The sequence below is a fragment of the Rhodococcus sp. JS3073 genome, from assembly GCF_026810085.1.
GTDB lineage: Bacteria > Actinomycetota > Actinomycetes > Mycobacteriales > Mycobacteriaceae > Rhodococcus_F > Rhodococcus_F wratislaviensis.
This window is the reverse complement of record NZ_CP113951.1, coordinates 2,218,968-2,240,901: the sequence shown is the minus strand read 5'-3', so window position 1 is coordinate 2,240,901 and position 21,934 is coordinate 2,218,968. Positions and strand designations below refer to the sequence as shown.

The following is a 21,934-nucleotide window of genomic DNA, read 5'->3' as shown; positions in this document are numbered from 1 at the left end:
GTCAGATTTCGAGGCTCAGCAGGTGATAGCTCAGCGTCTTGCCGTGTCCGTCGAGTGCGGGTGAACCCGTGACGCCGCCGCCGAGGACGCCGGGCAACTCGAACACCATCGCCATCAGGTTCGGCTGGCACGTGCGCCGGGCCGGGCCGGTAATCAGTGCACCGTAATGGGCGGCGACGACGTCCTCGGTCAGTCTCAGCGCGAGATGGCGGTAGGCGGCGTCGTCGCGGGCCAGCACGGCGACGATGAGGGTGTCTCCCTTGTCGCCCGCACGAACGTCGGCGAGTGCGTCGATCTTCTGAGCAGTTGCGGGCGTGGTCATTTCGTCACCTCCGTGAGATGCACCCGGGTGGGCACGAGATCGCGAGGGAGGGTGCACGAGCGGATCGCGAGTACCTCGGTCGCCGAGCGCCGGGCGCCGCCGCCGCCGGCCGGTCCGTTGGTGTACAGGCTTTCCACCTCCCAGCCGACGAGGTCGGCCTCCTCGCGGGTCCGTGCGCGGGCAGTGACCCGCAGTCGCACCTCGTGCGCATCGGTGTCCGTGTCGAGGCCGCGGAAAGCCGCACCGGCGCCGATGTATTCGACGGAGACGGCGTCCTCGGTGAAACCGTGCACGTCGACGAGTCGTTCGGTCACGATGTCCGCGGCGAGCCGGGCGCGGGGGTAGGCACGTGGGCCCGCGTAGCTGATCTGCCCCTCACCGAGCCAGCCGCCGCGGAAGCCGAGGGTGACCTTCAGCTGCTGCGGGCGGGGGCGCCCCGTCGCACCGGCGATGGCGACCCGGTCGGGTCCGACGCTGGTGAACGACACGTTGCCGAAGTCCGCGGTGACGTCCGGGGTCAGATACGAGGTGGGATCTCCCACCTCGTACAGCAGTTGCTCGGCGCAGGTTCGTTCGGTGAGAATGCCGCCGGATCCGTCGAGCTTGCCGAATGTCGCCGATCCGTCGGCGAGGACGTCGGCGAACGGGAAGCCGAGATCGGCCATGCCCTTCACCGGTTTGGTGACGGGATCCGCGTAGTACCCACCCGTGAGTTGTCCGGCGCACTCGAGCAGGTGCCCGATCGCGGTTGCGGCGCCGATGGTGTCGTGATCGGCCAGGTCCCACCCGAAATGGTGGGCGAGCGGGGCGACGTAGAGGGAGGGGTCGGCCAGACGTCCGGTGACGACGACGTCGGCGTCCAGTTCGAGCGCGGGGGTCACGGCCTCCGCCCCGATGTACGCGTTCGCGGAGACGAGTTCCTCGTCGTGCTCCGCCAGGCGTTTCCCGGTCTCCCACACGACGGGGTCGTGGCGTAGCACCTGCTCGAGCACCGCGTCGCCCGTGATGGCGGCGACGCGCACCTGCCGGTCGGCGGACCGGGACGCGATGCCGGCGACCAGGTCGGCAGCGGCGAGAGGGTTCGCCGCACCGGCATTGGTGATCACCGTGGTCCCGGACGCGAGCGTGTGCGGGAGAACCGCGCGCATGCGTGCGGCGAGGAGCGGATCGTAGCCTTGGTCCGGGTTCTCGAGACGGCGCGCGTTGCCGGCGGCGACGGTGCGTTCACCGAGGCATTCGAAGATCAGGTAGTCGAGGTCGGCATGCCGGGCGAGTTTCTCGGCGGGGTCGATGCGATCCCCGGAGAACCCGGATCCGGCGCCGAGTCGCACGCTCCGCGAGGCTGTGTCGCGGGTGCTCGATGGTGTCACGGGCTCGAAGTCCTTTGCTTGTTCGACGTGTGGTGGGTGGGCCGGCCTGCGGTGGTCGCGGCCGATCACAGTGAGATGGCTCCGGTGAGCAGCGCCACGACGGTCATCACGATCGTGGTCCCGAAGGCCCAGCCGAAGATGAACCGCTGGTGCTTGCCGAGGTCCACCTTGCTCAGCCCGATCAGGATGAACGTCGCCGCGGTCAGCGGGCTGAGCGGGAATCCGGTGGTCATCTGGCCGAGGATGGCGGCGCGGCCGATCTCCGCGGGGTCGCCTCCGAACGATGCCGTGGTTTCCGCGAGCACCGGGACGACGCCGAAGTAGTAGGCGTCCGGGGTGAAGACCAGACTGAGCGGCATCGACGTGACGGCGGTGATGACGGGGATCAGGGAGCCGGCGGACTGCGGAATCCAGGAGACGAAGGTCTGCGCCATCGCGGTGATCATCCCGGTGCCGTTGAGGATTCCGGTGAGCACGCCTGCCGCGAGGATCATCGCCACCACCATGGTGACGTTGCCGCCGTGCTTCGCGAACAGGGCCTGCTGGTCGTCCCACTTCGGGCGGTTGACGGCGAGCGCGAGTGCGAATGCGATGGCGAAGGCCACCTCCAGCGGCACGAGCTGGAACAGCAGGATCACGATCAGAACGAGGGTGAGCACGGTATTGAACGCCATCACCGCCCGTTGGCGTCCGGTGCGCACCGGCGCGTCGGAGACGTGCGGCGTGCCGGGACCACCGCCGCCGGGAGATGCCAGTTCGGTGACGCCGAGCCGTTTACGTTCCGTGCGGCCGATCATGTAGGCGGCGAACAGGACCCACAGGATTCCGGCGCCCATCGCGGGCAGGACCGGCGTGAAGATGTCGGCGCTGGTCAGGTCGAGCGCGGCCATGGCGCGGACGGTCGGTCCGCCCCACGGAATCATGTTCATCAGTCCCGCAGCCAGGCACACGATGCCGGTCAGCACGACCGGGCGCATCCCGAGTTTCTGGTAGATGGGCAGCAACGCCGAAATGGTGATCAGGAAGGTCGAGGTTCCGTCGCCGTCGAGCGCGACGAGCAGGGTCAGCACCGCGGTTCCGACGGCGATCTTGGTGGGATTGCCCCCTGCCCACCGGACGATCCGGCGGATCGCCGGGTCGAACAGTCCCACGTCGACCATCAGGCTGAAATACAGGACGGCGAAGGCGATCATGATGGCGACGGGCGCGACCTTCAGTAGGCCGTCGCCGACCATCTCCCCGAGGTCGGGTGCCCATCCGCCCACGATTGCGAACGCGACGGGAACGAGGATCAGTGCGACGAGCACCGAGACCCGTCGGCTGAACGCGAGCGCCAGGAAACAAGCGATGGTGGCGAACCCGAGCGCGGCAACCATGTGACCTCCTTCGAAATGGAGTCTCAGTGTCGCGCGCCTCACAAATGTGCGTCAAATATCAATGAACGATCGATTCATGAGTTCAAGTCATGAATCGATCGCGCAGGATACCGGCCATACTGATGCGCATGAGCATCAATCTCGGGATTTCACACCTGAGGAGCATCGTCGCCATCGCCGACTACGCGAGCTTCACCGCGGCGGCACACGCACTCGACGTGTCTCAGTCCTCGCTGAGCCGCTCGGTCGCCGAGGCCGAGCGCAGACTCGACGTCACGCTGTTCGAACGCACCACTCGCCGCGTCGAGCTGACCACGCACGGGCACGAGATCATCGAGCACGCCCGGCGGATGCTCCACGACTTCGACGACGGGCTCACGCAGATCGAACGATTCGTCACCGGTGACCGCGGAATCGTGACGGTGGCCTGCCTGCCCTCGCTCGCGGCCACGTTCCTTCCTCCCTACGTGGTGAGCTTCCGCGAGCAGCACCCCGACGTGCGGCTCCAGATACGGGACGGACTACGGCAGGAGGTTCTCGACGCCGTGTACTCGGGCACGGTCGACCTCGCCCTGGTCACCACCTCGGGGCTTCTGCCCGGACTGCAACAGGACGTCCTGACGAGCGACTCCTTCTATTGCGCCGTCGCGCCGACACATCCGTTCGCCGATCGGCCGGTACTGCGGTGGTCGGATCTCGCCGGACAGCCGTTCATCGCGTTCGGACCCGAGAGCAGCATCGCGGCGCCCGTCCGCCGGGCCGTCGAGGACGCACGCATCGAACTCGGGCCCGTCATGCAGGCTCAGAACATCGGCGCGGTAGCGGGATTGGCGGCGGCCGGGCTCGGTGTCACCGCGGTACCCGAACTCGTGCTTCCCATGATCTCGTTCGCCGGTCTCGTCCACATACCGCTGCAGCCGACGGTCGAACGCACCATTTCACTCGTCCAGGTCGCCGGCCGACCCCAGACGGCGAGCACCCGCGGTTTCGTGAACATGCTTCTCGCCGACCGAACTCCTGATCGAGGAGCCGATTCCGGCTAGAGTTCCGGCATGTCACCTTCAGCCCCAGATCACCATCGACTGAACTACGTGGAGTTGTCGGTCACGGACCTCGCGGACGCGGAAGCGTTCTACCGCTCGGCATTCGGCTGGGAGTTCAACTCCTACGGCCCGCAGTACGCGGGCATCGTCGGTGCGGACGGTGAGGAGGTCGGCGGCCTGCTGCAGGTGCCGGAACGGAAACCGGCAGGCGGACCGCTGGTGTTGCTGTACTCGGTGGATCTCGACGCTTCGGTGGATGCGGTGCGGGCGGCGGGCGGCACCGTCGTCAACGGCCCGTACGACTTTCCCGGCGGGCGCCGCTTCCACTTCACCGATCCGAGTGGCAACGAACTCGGTGTCTGGTCGTCGGCCTAGTGTCCGGCAGATCTATGTCGTGTCTCGAAAACGGTTTCCCTACTGCATGGCCAACGGCCGTGCTGAGAGCAGGTGTCGCTCATGGCATGTCGTATCAGTGAGCTCGTGCTCGGCTGCCGCGACCCTGAGGTGCTGGCGCGGTTCTGGTGCGAGGTCCTCGACTTCGTCGTGCTCGATCGCGAGGACGACGGATCGCTGGAGATCGGACCGCGCGAAGGGTTCGGCGGTCCGCAGCCGACGATCATCCTCAGTCGCAGGGATGACCCGGAGAAGGGGAAATCCCGGCTGCACATCGACGTCAACGCCACCGACCGCGATCAGGACGCCGAGCTCGACCGCCTTCTGAAGCTCGGTGCGCGCCCGGCCGACATCGGCCAGACGGGGCAGGAGCAGTGGCATGTCCTGGCCGACCCCGAAGGCAATGAGTTCTGCCTGCTCAGGGCCCGCTTGGGCCCACTCTGATGCTCATCGGTCGCATCTCGACACCAGTTACGCAGGCTCCTGACCTCAGTCGTGGTGTGCGACAGGGCCGGTGGTCGCGCGGCGGACGAGGTGCGGCGCGAGCACGAGGTCGACCGCCTTGTCGCCGGCGATCTGAGCCAGCGCTCCGTCGACGGCGGCCTCGGCCATGTGCGTGGCGTCCTGCGAGATGGTCGTCATCTGCACGTGCGGAATCCTCGCCAGGCGGGAGTCGTCGTAGCCCACGACGGAGATGTCCGCGGGCACGTCCCGGCCACGGCGGACCAGTAGGTCGAGTACGCCGGTGGCGCACCGGTCGTTGAAGGCGACGACGGCGGTCGGGGGAGTGGCCATCTCCAGAAGTGTGTGCATGCCTTCTGCGCCTTCGGTTTCCGTCGTACCGCCGGCCACAACCGTAGCCGAAGCCGACAGTCCGTGCCGGTCCATCGCGGCCAGGAAGCCGGCCCGCCGGTCGGCGCCGCCGGGAGCGTCGGCGCCGTCGATGTGGGCGATGTTCCGGTGCCCGAGCTCGGTGAGATGGTCGACGGCCAGGGTGATGCCTGCGACGTCGTCGCCCCGTACGGCGCCGACTCCGGGCAGGCCGCTTGCGCGCGCCACGACGAGGGAGGGCACGCGGTCGGCCAGCGCGCCGAGTTCATCGGTGTCGAACCGGGTGCCGAGGAGGATCGCGGCCTCGCAGCGCTCGCGCATGAGCGCCTGGACGGCGACCTTCTCTGCGCGACTCGGGGCAACCGCGCTGAGCATCACGTCGTAACCCCGGCGGGTGGCCGCCGCGTAGATCTGTTCGACGAGATCGCCGTGGAACGGCTGCTGCAGTTCGAATACGACTCCGAGCAATCGGGAACTGGCCTGGCGCAGTTTCTGTGCGCGACGATCGGGGACGTAGCCCATCTCGTCGGCGATGTCGAGCACCCGCCTGCGAGTGGCCTCGCTGGCGCCGGGGACGCCGCGCATCACGATCGAGACGAGCGCTGTGGAGACTCCTGCCGCGCGCGCGACGTCGCCCATCGTCGGGCGGGCGCCACCGGTCGATCCCGCCACCGGTTCGACCACGTGCACGGCTCCTGTCTTCCCGGCCCCGCGCTGTTCCGCTCGAAGCTGCTCTTGACCAATGATCGCACGAGATCTACGGTCTGAAACTAGAACGTACTAGTTCGCCTCGACCTCCACCCTTCCTCTGCACTGGAGCGCACCCATGTCACTCACTGAAGCCGCAACCGTCCACCCGACGGCGCCCGCTTCCCACCCGGTCCGCATCGCGACGATCGGTGCCGGACGCATCGGCTCGAATCACGCGGAGATCGTGGCCCGCCTGGTCCCGGGGGCGTCGCTCGTCGCGGTCAGCGACCCGGTCGGTGAGTCCGCGCAGCGTCTCGCCACCACGTTGGGGGCGCCGCTCGCCACCACGATCGTCGACGACGTCCTCACCAGCGACGAGGTCGATGCGGTGCTGATCACCGCCCCCGCGCGGAGTCATACGGACCTGGTCGTCGCGGCCGCGGCCGCCGGCAAGCACGTGTTCGTCGAGAAGCCGATGGCAGTCACTCTCGACGACGCCGACCGCGCCATCGCGGCGGCCGCCGACGCAGGCATCGTCCTGCAGGTCGGCTTCAATCGCCGATTCGCTCCCGGATTCGCCGCCGCCCGCGCCGCGATCGACGCGCAGAAAGTCGGGACCCCGCACCTGCTGCGTTCCCTGACCCGCGATCCCGGACCGTATACCGCCGACCCGGCACGGGTTCCGCAGTGGACGATCTTCCTGGAAACGCTCATTCACGACTTCGACACTCTCTGCTTCCTCAACCCCGGCGCACGCCCGGTGCGGGTGCAGGCGGTCGCCGACGCCCTGGTGCGACCGGACGCCAAGAGCGCAGGGCACCTCGACACCGCGGTGGTGACCGTCCAATTCGACAACGGTGCCATCGCCACCGCGGAGGCAAGCTTCAGCGCGCTGTACGGATACGACGTGCGCGCCGAGGTATTCGGCTCCGGCGGCATGGTCACCGCAGGCAGTGGGCTCAGCACCGACATGACCTATTACGGACCCGACGGGCTGCACGCCGACACCGCGCGCCGCGACACCGACCTCCTGCACTCCGCGTACGTGGGGGAACTGACCGCTTTCGTCGACGCGATCCGCACTCACACACCGGCCGTCGTCACAGGTCAGGACGCCCGCACCGCGCTGTCGATCGCACTCGCCGCCATCCGCAGCGTAGAGACCGGCTCCGCCGTCGACCTGGACCGGTGACACCGATGGCCACGTACGCGCTCGCTGCCAGCGCCGAAATGCTCTACCTCGACCTGCCGTTCCTGGACCGCGTGCACCGCATCGCCGAACGCGGACTGCAGGTCGAGATCTGGGACTGGTCCACCAAGGACATCGACGCGCTCGCCGCCAGCGGTGCCGAATTCTCCTCGATGACCGGCTATCTGGAGGGCGACCTCACCGAACCCGACGGCATCGAGGCGCTGCTCACCACGGCGCAGCAGTCCCTCGACGTCGCGAAACGGCTCGACTGCCCGCGGTTGAACCTGCACGGAACCGGACTCGACAACCGGGGACTGCCGGTCCGACCGGTCGAAACAGTCACGCCCGCAATGTGGCTCACCGCCGCCGGCACCCTGCGGAAGATCGCCGAACTCGGCGAACAGGCGGGGCGGGTGTTCACGCTCGAGAACCTCAACCTCGCCGTCGATCATCCCGGCACCCCGTTCGCGACCGCGGCCGACACTCTCGCTCTCGTCCAGGCGGTCGACAGCCCCCACCTGCGCATGAATCTCGATCTCTATCACGCCCAGATCGGCGAGGGAAACCTCATCGAACTCGTCCGAAAGGCGCTGCCCTACATCGGGGAGATCCAGGTCGCCGACGTCCCGGGGCGCTGCGAACCCGGAACCGGCGAAATCCACTACCCGGCTGTCGGCGCCGCCCTCCGCGACATCGGCAATACCGGCGTCGTCGGACTCGAAGGGTGGGCGAAGAACGATTCGGACGACGCGCTCGACGCGTTCGAGGCGGCATTCGGTCGGCCGTAGCAGTCCGCCTGTCACACGTGGGTCATCGTCGGCGTTCGCGCGCCGATCGGCCGCTGCTCGATCGCGTGGCCGGACAGTCGTCCGGTGTGGTGGGCCTCGATCATCCGCTGCTCCGCGCGCTGGGACCCGCGCAACAGCAGGGAGGAGGCGGCCGCGGTGTCGAGGAGCGCGCGCAACGCCGGTTGCTCGGCGGCCAACGCCCGCCACGCCGCATTCAAGGGGGTGCCGTCCTCGACCGCCTGGTCGAGGCGGGCCGCGAGGTGGTTGCTCCAGCGGTGCTGAAGTGCGAGCAGGATGTTGTCCGCCGAGCCGAAAAGCTCGATCGCGCCGGGTACTTCGCCGAACCGCAACGCCGGCACGGGGTCGACGTGCGCCCGCGCCAGGATCTCTTCCAGTACCGCCCGGCGTGCACGGAAATCGTTCCACGACATCTCGGCCACCTCCGTAGTTCCGTTGATGACGGCAACGCTACGGATCCGCGGCAGCGGTTTCGCCGTGCCACGGTCGCGTTCTCGTCTCCTACCGTGGGCGGAGGGGGTCTCCGCTCCGGAGACGACGCGGTGCGGGTGGGTCTTCGCCTACGCTGGTCGTGTGCAGGTGACGACATTTTTTCGTCGACGCGTGGCGGAGAGTGAGTACGACTATCCGCTCGCTGTGCCGGTGTTCGCGCACATCGCCGTCGTCGTCATCGCCGGTGCCGCTGTCGCGCAACGCGACGGCTTCGTTCCGCCGGGGTGGGTCCTGCTGTGTGGCCTGGTCGCCGCGGTGACCCCCGTTGCGGGAGACATGATCAGACCGGGGGTGGTGCTTCCGCGTCCGTTCCTGGCCGTCGTCGTCATCGCGGCGGCCGCACTGTTGCTCCTGCAGCAGCCTGACACCGCGTTCGACTTCGCTCCGCTCATCCTGGTGATCCTGACCGCCGAGGTCGCGGCAACGGCGTCACTGGCCGTCAGCCTCGCCACCTTGGCCGCCGCGATGGCAGTCCTGTCTGCGTTTGCACTGACGGGCCGACTCGACGGTGCGCCGTACGCTCTCGCCGGCGTCGTGCTGGGCTGGGCCTTCGGTTACCTGATGCTCACGCAGTTGCGTCTCCTTCACCAGGAGCGGGCCTCGAAGGCGATCCAATCCGAGCAGGCCGCCACACGTGAGCGCCAGCGAATCGCTCGCGAGGTTCACGACGTCATCGCCCACTCGCTGAGCATCACGCTGCTGCATCTGACCGCGGCCCGTCGCGCGCTCGAGCAGGACCGCGACGTCGACGACGCGGTGGATGCGCTCTCCGACGCCGAGCGACTCGGGCGGCAGGCGATGGCCGACATCCGGCGTACCGTCGGGTTGCTCGACGCAGGCCCGGCCGGCACCCGTCCCGAGCCGAGTGCCGCCGATCTTCCCGATCTGGTCGACGACTTCCGCCGTGCGGGTCTGCCGGTGGCCTTCGACATGCGCGGAAACCTCTCCGCGGTGACCGGCACGGTCGGACTCGGCATCTACCGCATCACGCAGGAGTCGCTGGCGAACGTCGCCAAACATGCACCCGGTGCGAGCGCCGACATCCGGCTCACGATCGAGCCGGAACGTGTGATCCTGGAGATCCGCAACCCGACCCGAGGTCGGGTAGCACCACCGAACGGCTCACCCGGTTCCGGCCTGCGGGGCATGCGCGAGCGCGCCGCGCTGCTCGGCGGCAAGCTCCGCGCCGGCCCAGACGGCAGGGGATGGTCGGTGCACGCCGCGGTTCCGTTGCCCCGGGACTCCTGCCGGCCGGCGATCCTCCGTCACATCCCGGGGCTGTCGTGACGGGCCCGGAGATCAGGGTGCTGCTGGTCGACGACCAGGAACTGGTGCGGTCGGGGCTGCGCCGGATCCTGCGGCGAAAGGACGGTTTCGTGATCGTCGGTGAATGCGCCGACGGCTCGGAGGTGCCGGGCGCGGTGGCGGAGCACACCCCGGACGTCGTGCTCATGGACCTCCGGATGAAGAAAGTCGACGGCATTCGCGCGACCCGCGATCTCCGGTCGGGCGCTGCGCCGCCGCCGGTGCTGGTGCTCACCACGTTCGACGACGACGAACTGCTGTCCGGATCGCTCCGCGCAGGTGCGGCGGGGTTCATCCTCAAGGATTCGCCGGCCGAGGACCTGATTCGTGCCGTACGTACCGTCGCCGAGGGCGGCGCCTGCCTCGACCCCGCAGTGACGGGACGCGTTCTCGCCACGTACCGCACCGTCGCCCCGTCGTCCGACGGGGGCCGGAGCCGCCTCTCCGAGTTGACCGCGCGGGAACTCGATGTGTTCGCGCTCATCGGGCGTGGGCACAGCAACAGTGAGATCGGGCGGGAGCTGGGGATCTCGGGCGTGACGGTGAAGAGCCACGTCGGGCACATCTTCCTCAAACTCGATCTCCGCGACCGCGCGGCCGCCATCGTGTACGCCTTCGATCACCGCATCGTTTCCCCGGGCGACACCGGCCCGGATCGAGTTTCCTGACGCCGGGCCGCATTCTGCGTTTACTATTCGTCCACCCCCCCACGAAGGAATCGATCATGATCGCAATCGGTGTGGTTCTCATCGTCATCGGCTTGGTCGTCAAGATCTCGTCACTGTGGATCGCGGGCCTCGTCGTCGGCGTCGTCGGTCTCGTTCTCCTGCTCGTCGGATTGCGGGGCCGCAAGGTGGGCGGACGACAGTACTGGTACTGACGGCCCGCACGAGGCCGCACATCCGGCCAACGAATCGAGTCTCCCGGCCGACGGCCCAGTCACGTTGCGGCCGTGTCGTATCGAAGGATCGTGCGTGAGATTCCGTGCGCGGTTGGAGTCGAAGCGCGGTATCCGCGGTGTGCCGCTGACGATTCCCGACGGCGTCTGGACGGTGCACATCGAGGCGGTCGGCGGTCGCGGCGGTGACAGCTGTTGCGGCACGGTCGCTCCCGGTGGCAGGGGAGCGGTCGCCGGTGGTGACGCGTGGCTCGTTCCGGGATCGACGGTGTACGTCCGGGTCGGCGAGAACGGTCACGGCGGCGGGTCGGACGCTCTGACGCAGGTCGAGGGCGGCGGGGGCAGCGGCGGCACCACCGACTGGCGCCGCCACACCACTCCGCCGAACGTCAACGGCGGTGACGGGGGCGGTCTTTCGTCCTTCGTCCTCGATACCGGAAGGTCGAGCGTGCTGGTTCCGCATCGTATCGACCTGCCGCTGGTCATCGCGGCCGGGGGTGGAGGCGGAGCCGGCTGGTACGGCGGTGGTGGAGGTGCCGCCGGGGGACGGATCGGCGGCACCGACGAGGCGGACGAGCCGCCGGGAGGCGGAGGCGGCGGACTTTCCCTCGTGCCGTCGGGCGGCACCATCGGACTGTTTGCGCCGGATTCGGTGCCCTCCGTCGTCGTCACCTTCGAGCTTCCCTGAAGGGTTTGCCGGAGCCGCGGGCAGCCGACCCGAGGTTATGCGTGAGTCGGAGTCACGGCAAATTGTTTTCCGCAAAGTCTTGGCTGAGTCCAGAAAAGTAAGTCATAGTGGGTGGGTGCCGTCGATGCCGGATTACGCAGCGCTGCTGCGCGGGGCTGAGCTTCGCGTGACCCGCCCGCGGGTCGCGGTGTTGGAGGCCGTGCACGCGCGTCCACACGCTGACACGGAGACGATTTTCGGAGCGGTGCGCACCGTTCTGGAAGGGGTGTCCCGGCAGGCCGTGTACGACGTGCTGCACGCAGTGACCGCTGTGGGACTGGTGCGGCGGATTCAGCCGCCCGGCTCCGTTGCTCGTTACGAGTCGCGGGTCGGAGACAATCACCACCACGTCATCTGCCGGTCGTGTGGGGTCATTGCGGACGTCGACTGTGCCGTCGGCGAGGCACCCTGTCTGACCGCGTCCGACGACAACGGTTTCCTCGTCGAGGAGGCCGAGGTCATCTACTGGGGTCTGTGCCCCGACTGCTCGACATCACAGACTTCTCGATCGAACCCATGACCACAGCCCAATTTGGTCTCTCCCGGAAGGAATGTTGTGTCCGATAGCTGCCCGGTCGCTCATGAGGGAAACACTCAGAGCACCAGTGAAAGTGAAAACCCCGTAATCCCGTCTCCCACTCCGGCGGCGAACCGCCCGAGATCGAACCGCGACTGGTGGCCGAACCAGCCGGAGCCGTCGGTGTTGCACGCCCACACGTCCAAGTCGAACCCGATGGGCGAGGACTTCGTCTACGCCGAGGAGTTCGCCAAGCTCGACGTCGAGGCACTCAAGCGCGACGTCATCGATCTGATGACGACCTCGCAGGACTGGTGGCCCGCCGACTACGGCCACTACGGCGGCCTCTTCATCCGGCTGAGCTGGCACGCCGCCGGCACCTACCGCATCGCGGACGGTCGCGGCGGTGGTGGTCAGGGCGCCCAGCGTTTCGCCCCCCTCAACAGCTGGCCCGACAACGCGAGCCTCGACAAGGCCCGCCGGCTGCTCTGGCCGGTGAAGCAGAAGTACGGCAAGCAGATTTCCTGGGCGGACCTCCTCGTCTTCGTCGGCAACTGTGCCCTGGAGTCGATGGGGTTCAAGACCTTCGGGTTCGGATTCGGCCGCGAGGACATCTGGGAGCCCGAGGAGATGTACTGGGGTCCCGAGGACACCTGGCTGGGCGACGAGCGCTACAGCGGCGATCGCGAACTCTCGGGTCCGCTCGGGGCGGTGCAGATGGGTCTCATCTACGTGAACCCGGAGGGGCCCAATGGCCAGCCGGATCCGCTGGCAGCCGCCCGCGACATCCGGGAGACGTTCGGCCGCATGGCGATGAACGACGTGGAAACCGCCGCGCTGATCGCAGGCGGCCACACCTTCGGCAAGACTCACGGCGCAGGCGACGCCGACCTGGTCGGTCCGGAACCGGAAGGCGCCCCGATCGAGCAGCAGGGCCTGGGCTGGAAGAGTGCCTACGGTACCGGCGTGGGCAAGGACGCGATCACCAGTGGTCTCGAGGTCGTGTGGACCCCCACGCCGACGAAGTGGGACAACAGCTTCCTCGAAGTCCTGTACGGCTACGAGTGGGAGCTGACCAAGAGTCCCGCGGGTGCCTGGCAGTGGACCGCGAAGGACGGCGCAGGCGCGGGCACGATCCCCGACCCGTTCGATTCGTCGGCGGGGCGTGCTCCCACGATGCTGACCACGGACCTCTCCCTGCGCATCGACCCGGCCTACGAGAAGATCACCCGGCGTTGGCTCGATCACCCGGAGGAGTTCGCCGAGGAGTTCGCCAAGGCGTGGTACAAGCTCCTGCATCGCGACATGGGGCCCGTCACGCGCTACCTCGGCCCGTGGGTTCCGGAGGCGCAGCTGTGGCAGGACCCGGTCCCCGCAGTCGATCACCAGCTGATCGGTGACAGCGAGATCGCCGCGCTCAAGGGCAAGATCCTCGACTCGGGCCTGTCCATCTCCCAGCTGGTGTCGACCGCCTGGGCGTCGGCAGCGACCCACCGCAGCACCGACATGCGTGGCGGCGCCAACGGGGCGCGAATCCGGCTTGCGCCGCAGAAGGATTGGGAGATCAACAACCCCACTGAGCTGGCGACGGTCCTGCAGACCCTCGAACAGATCCAGCAGGACTTCAACTCGTCGCAGTCCGGCGGGGTAAAGGTCTCGCTCGCGGACCTGATCGTGCTCGCCGGCGCCGCGGCGGTCGAGAAGGCGGCGAAGAACGCCGGCCAAGACGTCACGGTCCCGTTCACGCCGGGTCGTACCGACGCCACACAGGAGCAGACCGATGTGGAGTCGTTCGCCGTACTCGAGCCGAGGGCCGACGGGTTCCGCAACTACCTCCGAGAGGGAGAGAAGTTGCCTGCCGAGGCACTTCTGGTCGACCGGGCGTACATGTTGAACCTGACCGCTCCGGAAATGACGGTTCTCGTCGGTGGCCTGCGTGCACTGAACGCCAACTTCGGCCAGACGAAGCACGGCGTCTTCACCGACCGGCCGGAGGCGTTGACCAACGACTTCTTCGTCAACCTCCTCGACATGGGTACGCAGTGGAAGGGAGCGGCCTCGGCCGAGAACGTCTACGAAGGCACCGACCGTGTGACGGGTGACGCCAAGTGGACCGCCACCGCCGTCGATCTCGTGTTCGGTTCGAACTCGCAGCTGCGCGCTCTCGCCGAGGTGTATGCCACCGACGATGCGCAGCAGAAGTTCGTGCAGGACTTCGTTTCTGCCTGGAACAAGGTGATGAACCTCGACCGGTTCGACCTCGACTGATGACGGTTGATCGGTCCAGGGCCGATCAATCCTGAACTGGCCCGGCACCCGCGAGTTGATACTCGCCGGGTGCCGGGTTCAGTTGGTCGACAGTTTCTCGGCGTTACGGACCGCGGTCTCGAGGTGCCTGTCCGCGGTGCTCAGGTCGAGTCGGGCGTCGCTGAGGCTGTCGATCACCTGTTCCCGCGAAGCGCCGGTGGTTGTGCTGTCGAGTAGGTCGAACGCGTCGGTCAACTCCTTGATCCGGTCTTCGAGCGCTTGCAGATCGGTACGCAACCGCGCGGTGCGTTTGACGAGGTCCTCGACGTTCATGGCTGCCCTATTCATCCCCGGACGCGCTGTCGCATCACCACTACGTCTGTCTACCCGCGGATCCGCGTATGAAACCCGGGGGTCGAGCGGCGACCTATCGGTACACCAGGCCGCCGTCGATCAGTCCCGCCTGCCCGGTCATGTAGTCGGAATCGGGCCCGGCCAGATACGACACGTACGCCGCGACGTCCTCGGGCGTCTGCGCGCGGCCGAGGGCGATGCCGCCGACGAACTTGTCGAACGTGGCACCCTTCGGCGCGCCGGTGAGGGCCGCGAAACGCTCGTCGATGGTGACCCACATGTCGGTGCCGACGACGCCGGGGCAGTAGGCGTTGACGGTGATGCCGTCGGATGCGTACTCCTTGGCCGCGGCCTGGGTGAGTCCGCGGACCGCGAACTTGGTCGCCGAGTACACGCCGAGCATCGGGAAACCCTCGTGGCCGGCGATCGACGACGCGTTGATGATCTTTCCACCATGTCCGAGTTCCCGGAACTTGGCTGCCCCGACCTGGATTCCCCACAGCACGCCTTCGACGTTCACGGCGAGGATCCGGTAGACCTCCTCGGGTGTCACGTCGGCGATCGGGTTGACCTGGGCGATTCCCGCGTTGTTGACGATGATGTCGAAGCCGCCCAGCTCGCGCTCGGTCCGGTCGACAGCGGTCTGCACCTGATCGCGGTCCGTCACGTCGGCGACCAGTGAGATCGCCCTCGCGCCCACGGCCCGGACCTCGTCGGCCACCGCATCGACCCGGTCGCCGTTGACGTCGACGAGCGAGATGTCGGCGCCGTCCGACGCCAGTCGCAACGCGATCGCGCGTCCGATGCCTTGGCCCGCGCCGGTGATCAACGCGACTTTGCCCTTGATGCTCATCCGTGACTCCTGTCCATTGTGACCGTCCTCACAGAGGAGCCAAGCATCATCGACAGCGGGTCTGCAAGGGTTGCACTCGGTTGCAATGCGAATTCGCTCGTTGTCGATTGTGTTTGCCCCCAATGGAAATGACCGGAATCCGGCCCTTGGTTCGGTGCCCGTAGCAGCGGTAGGCTCGGCCGGGTGAGTACCACCGGTTCGGTTCGACACCGCCTTCCCGCTGTCGGCTCCGGCGTCGATCTGCCCCGGCACGCGAGGTTGTTGAGTCAAGTGCACGAGGCCGTGCTGTCGGGTCGGCAACCGCCCGCGCAACCGCGCGACGTCGTCGGCCGGTCGTGGTCGCGGCTGCAGGCGGACGGGATCAGCCCCGACCGCTGCGAGGACGTGGTGCTCGCCGACTACGCCGAGGTCGAGGCCCGGCGCACGCGTACTGCCCTGCGATCGGTCCTCCCGGAGCTTCGCAACACGTTGACCCTGGTGGCGGAAGACGCGAACTTCATCGTGGTGATCGCAGACGCCGACGGGGTGGTGCTGTGGCGGGAGGGGGCACGCGGGGTGCGGAAGGCCGCGGACGCGCTGGGGTTCATGGAGGGCGCCCGGTGGTCCGAGGGGGCGGTGGGCACGAACTCCATCGGAACAGCGTTGGTGGAAAATGCTCCCGTGCAGCTGTTCTCGGCCGAACACTACGCACGGTCGCACTGCGGGTGGTCGTGCACGGGGTCTCCGGTGCACGATCCACGGAGCGGCGAGGTGCTCGGCGTGGTCGACATCAGTGGCTCGGCGATGTCGGTGCATCCGACGACGGTGGCACTGGTGCAGACGGCGGTCCGGTTGGCCGAAGCCACGCTGTGGCAGGAACACATGATCACTCTGGAGAAGCTGCGAGGTCATGCCGCACCTGTGCTCGGGGCGACCGTCGGTCCGGCCCTCGTGGTCGACCGGCACGGTTGGGTCGCCGACGCCCGCGGCCTCGCCGTCCCCGAGCGGGTGGCACCCCCGTGCCCCGGCACGCCGCTGTTCGTGCCCGGGTTGGGGTTGTGCATGCCGGAACCGCTCGGTGACGGCTGGCTGGTGCGACGCGGGGGCAGGCGGACGGCCATCGCAGTGGAACTCGATCTCGGTGACACCCCGCGCGCAACGGTGCGAGGCGACACGAGCTGGACCCGAGCGCTCTCGCCCCGCCACGCGCAGATCCTGCGACTGCTGACCGAAACCGGTTCCGCTGGAATCGATGCCGCGTCACTGAGTGTGGCGATGTTCGGTGACCGCGACCACGTGGTGGCCGTCCGTGCCGAGATCTCCCGGCTCCGGAAGAGTCTCGGCCCCGTTCTGTCCACCCATCCGTATCGGTTCGCGGACGGCGTCGACGTGCATGTCATCGATTGAGCGGAAGCTCCGGATCGAGGTGGCTGACGCAGCGCCGATGACCCGAATCGTTGATCACGGGCCGACGCTCCTGTCGGGTCCGACGGCTGAGAGATGAGTGAGCGGGTCCGCGAGTTCGCGGCCGTGGTGGGCCACTGCCTGTGCGTAGAGGCGGCCGGCGCGGTAGGAGGAGCGGACGAGGGGTCCGGCCATGACGCCGGCGAATCCGATCTCCTCGGCCGTCTTGGAGTGCGCGACGAACTCCTCGGGCTTGACCCACCGTTCGACGGGGTGGTGGCGGGGGGAGGGGCGCAGGTACTGGGTGATGGTGATGATGTCGCAGCCGGCGTCGTGCAGGTCGTGCAACGCCTGGGTGACCTCGTCGGGGGTTTCGCCCATGCCGAGGATGAGGTTGGACTTGGTGACGAGGTTGTCCTCGCGGGCGGCGGTGATCACGTCGAGGCTGCGCTGGTAGCGGAACGCGGGCCGGATCCGCTTGAAGATGCGGGGGACGGTTTCGACGTTGTGGGCGAGCACCTCGGGGCGGGTGGAGAACACCTCGGCGAGCTGGTCGGGTTTGGCGTTGAAATCGGGGATGAGCAGTTCGACGCCGGTGCCGGGGTTGAGCTGGTGGATCAGGCGGACGGTTTCGGCGTAGAGCCAGGCGCCGCCGTCGGGGAGGTCGTCGCGGGCGACGCCGGTGATGGTGGAGTAGCGCAGTCCCATCGCCTGGACGGATTCGGCGACGCGGCGGGGTTCGTCGCGGTCGAGGTCGTCGGGTTTGCCGGTGTCGATCTGGCAGAAGTCGCAGCGGCGGGTGCATTGCTGCCCGCCGATGAGGAAGGTTGCCTCGCGGTCTTCCCAGCATTCGTAGATGTTGGGGCAGCCGGCTTCTTCGCAGACGGTGTGCAAACCCTCGCGTTTGACGAGGCTTTTGAGCTCGGAGTATTCCGGGCCCATCTTCGCTCTCGTCTTGATCCAGTTCGGTTTGCGTTCGATCGGAGTCTCCGCATTCCGGATCTCCAGTCGAAGCAGCTTGCGGCCGGGCGGGGCCTGCGCGGCGTCGGACGATGTTTCTGGTGTGGCAGTCACGTGTCGATTCCTGGGTGGTGGTCCGCCGAACCGTGGTGCCGGAGGGCGACCACGGCTCGGCGGGATTGCTACATGTTGATCGGGCGACCCAGCGCGGCCAGGACCGATTCGTGCATGGCCTCGGACAGCGTCGGGTGCGCGAAGATCACTTCCGCGAGATCGTCACCGGTGGCCTCCAGGGATCGGGCGATGCCGAAGCCCTGGATCTGCTCGGTGACATCGGGACCGACCATGTGGGCGCCCAGCAGTTCGCCGCTGTCGGCGTCGAAGATGGTCTTGACGAACCCGTCCGCTTCACCGATGGCGAGCGCCTTGCCGGAGGCCTGCAGATCGAACTGCCCGATCTGCAGGGAACGACCGGTCGCCCGCGCCTGGTCCTCGGTGAGGCCGAGGCTGGCGACCTGGGGTCTCGAGTACGTGCACCCGGGGACATAATCCTTGTCCAGCGGTCTCACGTGCGGGGTGCCCGCCAGCTTGTCGACACACAGCACACCTTCGTGGCCGGCCTTGTGAGCGAGGCACGGGCCTCCTGCGACGTCACCGATGGCGTAGACCCCGAATGCGGTGGTGCGGCACCACTGGTCGGTGGTGACGAAACCGCGGTCGACCTCGACGCCGAGGTCCTCGAGCCCCAATTCCTCGACGTTGCCCTGGATGCCGGCTGCGACGAGAACCCGCTCCACGACACGCTGTTCGAGGGTTCCGTCCGCCGATCTCACCGTCACGGATACGGAGTCCGCGCCGACGGTGAGTTCGGATACCGAGGCGCCGGTGTGGATCTCGATGCCGCGCTTCTCGAACTGCCGTCGCACGTGGCCGGCCACCGCGGCATCCTCGACGGGCATGATCTGCGGTGCCAGCTCGACGAGCGTGACCTCACTGCCCAGATCGTGGTAGAGGCTGGCGAACTCGACACCGATCGCGCCGGAACCGATGACCAGCAACGACTTCGGAAGGTCCTGAGGAACCAGTGCGTCGAAGTAGGTCCAGACCCGATCGCCGTCCGGTGTCACCCCGGGCACCGACCGCGGGCGCGCACCCGTGGCCAGGATGATGTGGTCGGCCCGGTACTCGGTGAGCGGCGACGCCGAGTCGGAGCTGTCCCGAACCCCCACCACACCCTTTCCGGTCAGGCGTGCGGTGCCGGTGATCACGTCGATACCGTTCTTCTTCATCAGATATCCGATGCCGTCGGACAACCGGCTCGACACCCCACGGCTGAACTCGACCAGTTGTGCCATGTCGAATTCCACACCGCTGGTGGAGAATCCGAGGGGACGCAGATTTGCCAGCGTGTGGGCAACGTCGGCGCCGTGCAGCAGCGCCTTGGTGGGAATGCAACCCCAGTTGAGGCAGATTCCGCCGAGCCGGTCCCGTTCGATCACCGCGGTGCGGAGTCCGTGCTGAGCGGCGCGGATGGCGGCGACGTAGCCGCCGGGGCCGCTTCCGATCACCAGGACATCGTATTTGTCAGTCATCTATACCCCTAGACCAGCATCAACGCGGGTGACTCGACGAAGCGCCGCAGTTCCTGCAGGAACGTCGCGCCGAGGGCGCCGTCGATCACCCGGTGGTCGCAGGAGAGCGTCACGGTCAGCACCGTGCGGGCCTCCACCCGGCCATCGACGACGACCGGCCGTTGCTGCCCCGCACCGACGGCGAGGATTGCGCCTTGCGGTGGGTTGATGATCGCGTCGAATTCACGCACGCCGAACATGCCGAGGTTCGAGATGGTGAACGTGCCGCCCTGGAACTCCTCGGGGGTCAGCTTGCCGGTCTTGGCCTTCGTCACCAATGCGTGGACCTCACCGGAGATCTCGGCGAGGCTCTTACTCTCCGCCCCGCGAACGATGGGCGTGATCAGACCCGACGGCAAGGCGACGGCCACCGAGATGTCGGCGGCGGAGAATCTCAGCACCGACTGGGCCGCTTCGTCGAACTGGACGTTCATGTCGGGGACCCTGCGCAGCGCCGCCGCGCAGGCCTTGACGACGAAGTCGTTGACCGACAGCTTGACCGAGGGCACGGTCGCGTTGATCTCCTTGCGGAGCGCGAGGAGATTGTCGATCTCGAGGTCCACGGTGAGCCGGAAGTGCGGGGCGTTGCGTTTCGATTCCTGCAGCCGCTGACCGATCGCCTTCCGCATCGAGTTGAACGGGATCGTCTCGAACTCGGGCGACGTGTGCTGTGGGGTGTCCGCTCCGCCCGTGGACGCCGCCACCGGATCGGGAAGCAGCCGAAACGTCCGTTCGGCTTCCCGGACGTCCGACTCGCAGACGCGTCCCCGCGAACCGGTGGCCCGGCAATCGTGCAGATTGATGCCGAGGGATTTCGCCAGTCGACGCGCCACCGGCGTCGCACTGACTCCGCTGTCGTCGTCGGACGAGCGTCCTGGCACACCCGATCGGGTCGGAGACGGTGCTTCCGCGACGGTTCCACCTGCCGAGCGAATCGCGTCGTGGACATCCGCGACGGAGATCCGGCCGTCGCGACCGGTCCCGGCCACCCGGCCCAGGTCGATCGACAACTCGCCTGCCAATCGGCGGGAGTGCGGTGTCGCGAACACGTCATCCTTCGTCTGTCCCCGTAGCGAATCCGGGACAGTCGTCGCGCCGGGCGTCCTCGCCGGCTCCTGTGCCGCCGGCGCCGGCGGGGTGGGTGTCACCCGCGGTTCCGCGGGGGTGGGTTGTCCACCCGGCGACCGCTCGGGCTCGGATGCGGGGACGGAATCCGCTCCGATGCCGGTCAGGAATTCCTCGATCTCGGCGTCGGAAACGGCCGCGTCAGCCGATACGGCCAGGACCGCACCCACCGGCAACGTGGCACCCGGCTCGGCGACGATGCGACGAAGCGCTCCGTCGAACGGCGCCTCCAACTCGTTGGTGATCTTGCTGGTCTCGATCTCGCAGATCAGATCGCCCTTCGAAAAAGGGGTTCCTTCGTCGATCAACCACTCGGTGACGGTGCCCTCGTCCATGGACAGGCCCCATTTGGGAACTTCGATCAATTTGATGTCACTCATGATCAGGCGGTCACCACCTTGCGTACCGCGGCCTCGATGCGCGCCGCGTTGGGAAGCCATGCCTGTTCGAGCACGGGGGAGAACGGCACCGGGGTGTGCGGTGGGGTGACCAACTCGATCGGTGCCTTCAGCGAACCGAACGCCTTGGTGGCGATCAGCGCGGCGACATCGTGACCGAATCCGCATCGGGCCGCGGACTCGTCGACGATCACCACCCGCCCGGTGGACGCGACGGATTCGAGGATGCCCTCCTCGTCGAGGGGTGAGACGGTCCGCGGGTCGACCACTTCGACGGAGATGCCCTCGGTGGCAAGTTTGTCGGCGGCCGTATTGGCGGCATTCACCATCGCCGACAGCGCGATGATCGTGACGTCCGTGCCCTCCCTGGTGTAGTTGGCGACACCGAACGGGATGGTGTACGGCTCGTCGGGCACCTCGCCCTTGAGGTCGTACAGAGTCTTGTGCTCGCAGAACACCACGGGGTCGTCGTCACGAATGGCTTGGATGAGAAGACCTTTGGCGTCGTACGCGTTGGACGGGGCCACCACCTTGAGACCGGGAACCGCGGCGAACACGTTGTACGGGGACTGCGAATGCTGCGCCGCCGCCGAGAATCCGGCACCGATCATGCCGCGCACGACGAGTGGGGTGCGGGCCTTCCCGCCGAACATGTAGCGGAACTTCGCGGCCTGGTTGTACAGCGCGTCGTAGCAGACTCCGAAGAAGTCCCTGAACATCAGTTCGGCGACCGGACGCAGTCCGGTCAACGCCGCGCCGGCCGCCATACCGATGATCGCGGACTCGGTGATCGGGGTGTCTATGACCCGGTCGGAACCGAATTCTGTCCACAAGCCCTTGGTCACACCCAGCACACCACCGAACGCCTCGAGTTTTCCGGACTCGAGTTCCGGATTGGTCCCCGCCTGACCACCACGCAGATCTTCACCGATCTGCACTACCGTCGCGTCGCGTTCCATCTCCTGGGCGAGCGCGGCCTTGATTGCTTCGCGATACGTCGTCTTCGACGTTGTCATTTCTG

Annotated in this window: 23 protein-coding genes; 12 read left to right on the top strand and 11 right to left on the bottom strand. The window is 67.6% G+C overall.

What is annotated here, in order from left to right; genetic code table 11:
- Position 1: 1 nt before the first annotated feature.
- From OYT95_RS10230 to OYT95_RS10220, 3 genes are all read right to left on the bottom strand, one after another.
- Positions 2–322: an AtuA-related protein gene (locus tag OYT95_RS10230; protein ID WP_037233170.1), complete on the bottom strand. Its 321-nt coding sequence runs from the start codon at positions 320–322 to the stop codon at positions 2–4.
- Entirely contained in the window at positions 319–1,692 is a 1,374-nt protein-coding gene (locus OYT95_RS10225) for an acyclic terpene utilization AtuA family protein (protein WP_268791379.1), read from the bottom strand. Before OYT95_RS10225 ends, OYT95_RS10230 begins: the two co-directional genes overlap by 4 nt.
- 65 nt (positions 1,693–1,757) lie before the next feature.
- Positions 1,758–3,068: a CitMHS family transporter gene (locus OYT95_RS10220; protein ID WP_037233173.1), complete on the bottom strand. Its 1,311-nt coding sequence runs from the start codon at positions 3,066–3,068 to the stop codon at positions 1,758–1,760.
- Between the two features lie 122 nt (positions 3,069–3,190).
- Here OYT95_RS10220 and OYT95_RS10215 point away from each other — a divergent pair, with 122 nt between their 5' ends.
- The 3 genes from OYT95_RS10215 (at position 3,191) to OYT95_RS10205 (ending at position 4,948) form a co-directional block, all read left to right on the top strand.
- Positions 3,191–4,111: a LysR family transcriptional regulator gene (locus OYT95_RS10215; protein WP_112298999.1), complete on the top strand. Its 921-nt coding sequence runs from the start codon at positions 3,191–3,193 to the stop codon at positions 4,109–4,111.
- A 9-nt stretch (positions 4,112–4,120) separates the two neighbouring features.
- Positions 4,121–4,486: a VOC family protein gene (locus OYT95_RS10210; RefSeq protein ID WP_037233176.1), complete on the top strand. Its 366-nt coding sequence runs from the start codon at positions 4,121–4,123 to the stop codon at positions 4,484–4,486.
- Between the two features lie 81 nt (positions 4,487–4,567).
- Positions 4,568–4,948 carry a VOC family protein gene (locus OYT95_RS10205; RefSeq protein ID WP_112298998.1) on the top strand — a complete coding sequence of 127 codons (381 nt, stop codon included), beginning with the start codon at positions 4,568–4,570 and terminating at the stop codon, positions 4,946–4,948.
- Between the two features lie 45 nt (positions 4,949–4,993).
- On the opposite strand, the gene OYT95_RS10200 is transcribed toward OYT95_RS10205, so the two are convergent.
- Entirely contained in the window at positions 4,994–6,019 is a 1,026-nt protein-coding gene (locus tag OYT95_RS10200) for a LacI family DNA-binding transcriptional regulator (RefSeq protein WP_268791378.1), read from the bottom strand.
- A 142-nt stretch (positions 6,020–6,161) separates the two neighbouring features.
- On the opposite strand from OYT95_RS10200, the gene OYT95_RS10195 reads away from it, so the two are divergent.
- Together OYT95_RS10195 and OYT95_RS10190 are read left to right on the top strand one after the other, a co-directional pair.
- Entirely contained in the window at positions 6,162–7,217 is a 1,056-nt protein-coding gene (locus OYT95_RS10195) for a Gfo/Idh/MocA family oxidoreductase (protein ID WP_128639722.1), read from the top strand.
- 5 nt (positions 7,218–7,222) lie between these two features.
- Positions 7,223–8,005, top strand: a complete 783-nt coding sequence (locus tag OYT95_RS10190) for a TIM barrel protein (protein WP_268791377.1) — start codon at positions 7,223–7,225, stop codon at positions 8,003–8,005.
- An 11-nt stretch (positions 8,006–8,016) separates the two neighbouring features.
- Here OYT95_RS10190 and OYT95_RS10185 read toward each other — a convergent pair whose 3' ends face one another.
- Positions 8,017–8,445, bottom strand: a complete 429-nt coding sequence (locus OYT95_RS10185) for a hypothetical protein (RefSeq protein WP_037233188.1) — start codon at positions 8,443–8,445, stop codon at positions 8,017–8,019.
- A 16-nt stretch (positions 8,446–8,461) separates the two neighbouring features.
- On the opposite strand from OYT95_RS10185, the gene OYT95_RS10180 reads away from it, so the two are divergent.
- The 6 genes from OYT95_RS10180 (at position 8,462) to katG (ending at position 14,230) form a co-directional block, all read left to right on the top strand.
- Positions 8,462–9,802 carry a sensor histidine kinase gene (locus OYT95_RS10180; protein WP_328286541.1) on the top strand — a complete coding sequence of 447 codons (1,341 nt, stop codon included), beginning with the start codon at positions 8,462–8,464 and terminating at the stop codon, positions 9,800–9,802.
- Positions 9,803–9,819: 17 nt separating this feature from the next.
- Entirely contained in the window at positions 9,820–10,488 is a 669-nt protein-coding gene (locus tag OYT95_RS10175; protein ID WP_268792228.1) for a response regulator transcription factor, read from the top strand.
- Positions 10,489–10,544: 56 nt separating this feature from the next.
- Positions 10,545–10,700: a hypothetical protein gene (locus OYT95_RS10170; RefSeq protein WP_167344037.1), complete on the top strand. Its 156-nt coding sequence runs from the start codon at positions 10,545–10,547 to the stop codon at positions 10,698–10,700.
- 94 nt (positions 10,701–10,794) lie between these two features.
- Positions 10,795–11,406 carry a hypothetical protein gene (locus OYT95_RS10165; RefSeq protein WP_268791375.1) on the top strand — a complete coding sequence of 204 codons (612 nt, stop codon included), beginning with the start codon at positions 10,795–10,797 and terminating at the stop codon, positions 11,404–11,406.
- 115 nt (positions 11,407–11,521) lie between these two features.
- Positions 11,522–11,965: a Fur family transcriptional regulator gene (locus tag OYT95_RS10160; protein ID WP_005243590.1), complete on the top strand. Its 444-nt coding sequence runs from the start codon at positions 11,522–11,524 to the stop codon at positions 11,963–11,965.
- 36 nt (positions 11,966–12,001) lie between these two features.
- Complete coding sequence (katG, locus tag OYT95_RS10155) at positions 12,002–14,230, top strand: catalase/peroxidase HPI (RefSeq protein ID WP_268791374.1); 2,229 nt, start codon at positions 12,002–12,004, stop codon at positions 14,228–14,230.
- Between the two features lie 78 nt (positions 14,231–14,308).
- Here katG and OYT95_RS10150 read toward each other — a convergent pair whose 3' ends face one another.
- Entirely contained in the window at positions 14,309–14,542 is a 234-nt protein-coding gene (locus OYT95_RS10150) for a hypothetical protein (protein WP_128639718.1), read from the bottom strand.
- A gap of 94 nt (positions 14,543–14,636) precedes the next feature.
- Positions 14,637–15,416, bottom strand: a complete 780-nt coding sequence (locus OYT95_RS10145) for an acetoin reductase (RefSeq protein ID WP_268791373.1) — start codon at positions 15,414–15,416, stop codon at positions 14,637–14,639.
- 183 nt (positions 15,417–15,599) lie between these two features.
- Here OYT95_RS10145 and OYT95_RS10140 point away from each other — a divergent pair, with 183 nt between their 5' ends.
- On the top strand, positions 15,600–16,802 hold the full coding sequence (locus OYT95_RS10140) for a GAF domain-containing protein (RefSeq protein WP_442972556.1): 1,203 nt from the start codon (positions 15,600–15,602) through the stop codon (positions 16,800–16,802).
- A 54-nt stretch (positions 16,803–16,856) separates the two neighbouring features.
- On the opposite strand, the gene lipA is transcribed toward OYT95_RS10140, so the two are convergent.
- From lipA to OYT95_RS10120, 4 genes are all read right to left on the bottom strand, one after another.
- Positions 16,857–17,873, bottom strand: a complete 1,017-nt coding sequence (gene lipA / locus OYT95_RS10135) for a lipoyl synthase (protein ID WP_268791372.1) — start codon at positions 17,871–17,873, stop codon at positions 16,857–16,859.
- A gap of 68 nt (positions 17,874–17,941) precedes the next feature.
- Positions 17,942–19,351, bottom strand: a complete 1,410-nt coding sequence (gene lpdA, locus OYT95_RS10130) for a dihydrolipoyl dehydrogenase (protein WP_268791371.1) — start codon at positions 19,349–19,351, stop codon at positions 17,942–17,944.
- 8 nt (positions 19,352–19,359) lie between these two features.
- The gene (locus tag OYT95_RS10125) at positions 19,360–20,895 is read right to left on the bottom strand and encodes a 2-oxo acid dehydrogenase subunit E2 (RefSeq protein ID WP_268791370.1); all 1,536 of its coding nucleotides are present in this window, start codon (positions 20,893–20,895) and stop codon (positions 19,360–19,362) included.
- A 2-nt stretch (positions 20,896–20,897) separates the two neighbouring features.
- On the bottom strand, positions 20,898–21,929 hold the full coding sequence (locus tag OYT95_RS10120; RefSeq protein WP_268791369.1) for an alpha-ketoacid dehydrogenase subunit beta: 1,032 nt from the start codon (positions 21,927–21,929) through the stop codon (positions 20,898–20,900).
- Positions 21,930–21,934 lie beyond the last annotated feature (5 nt).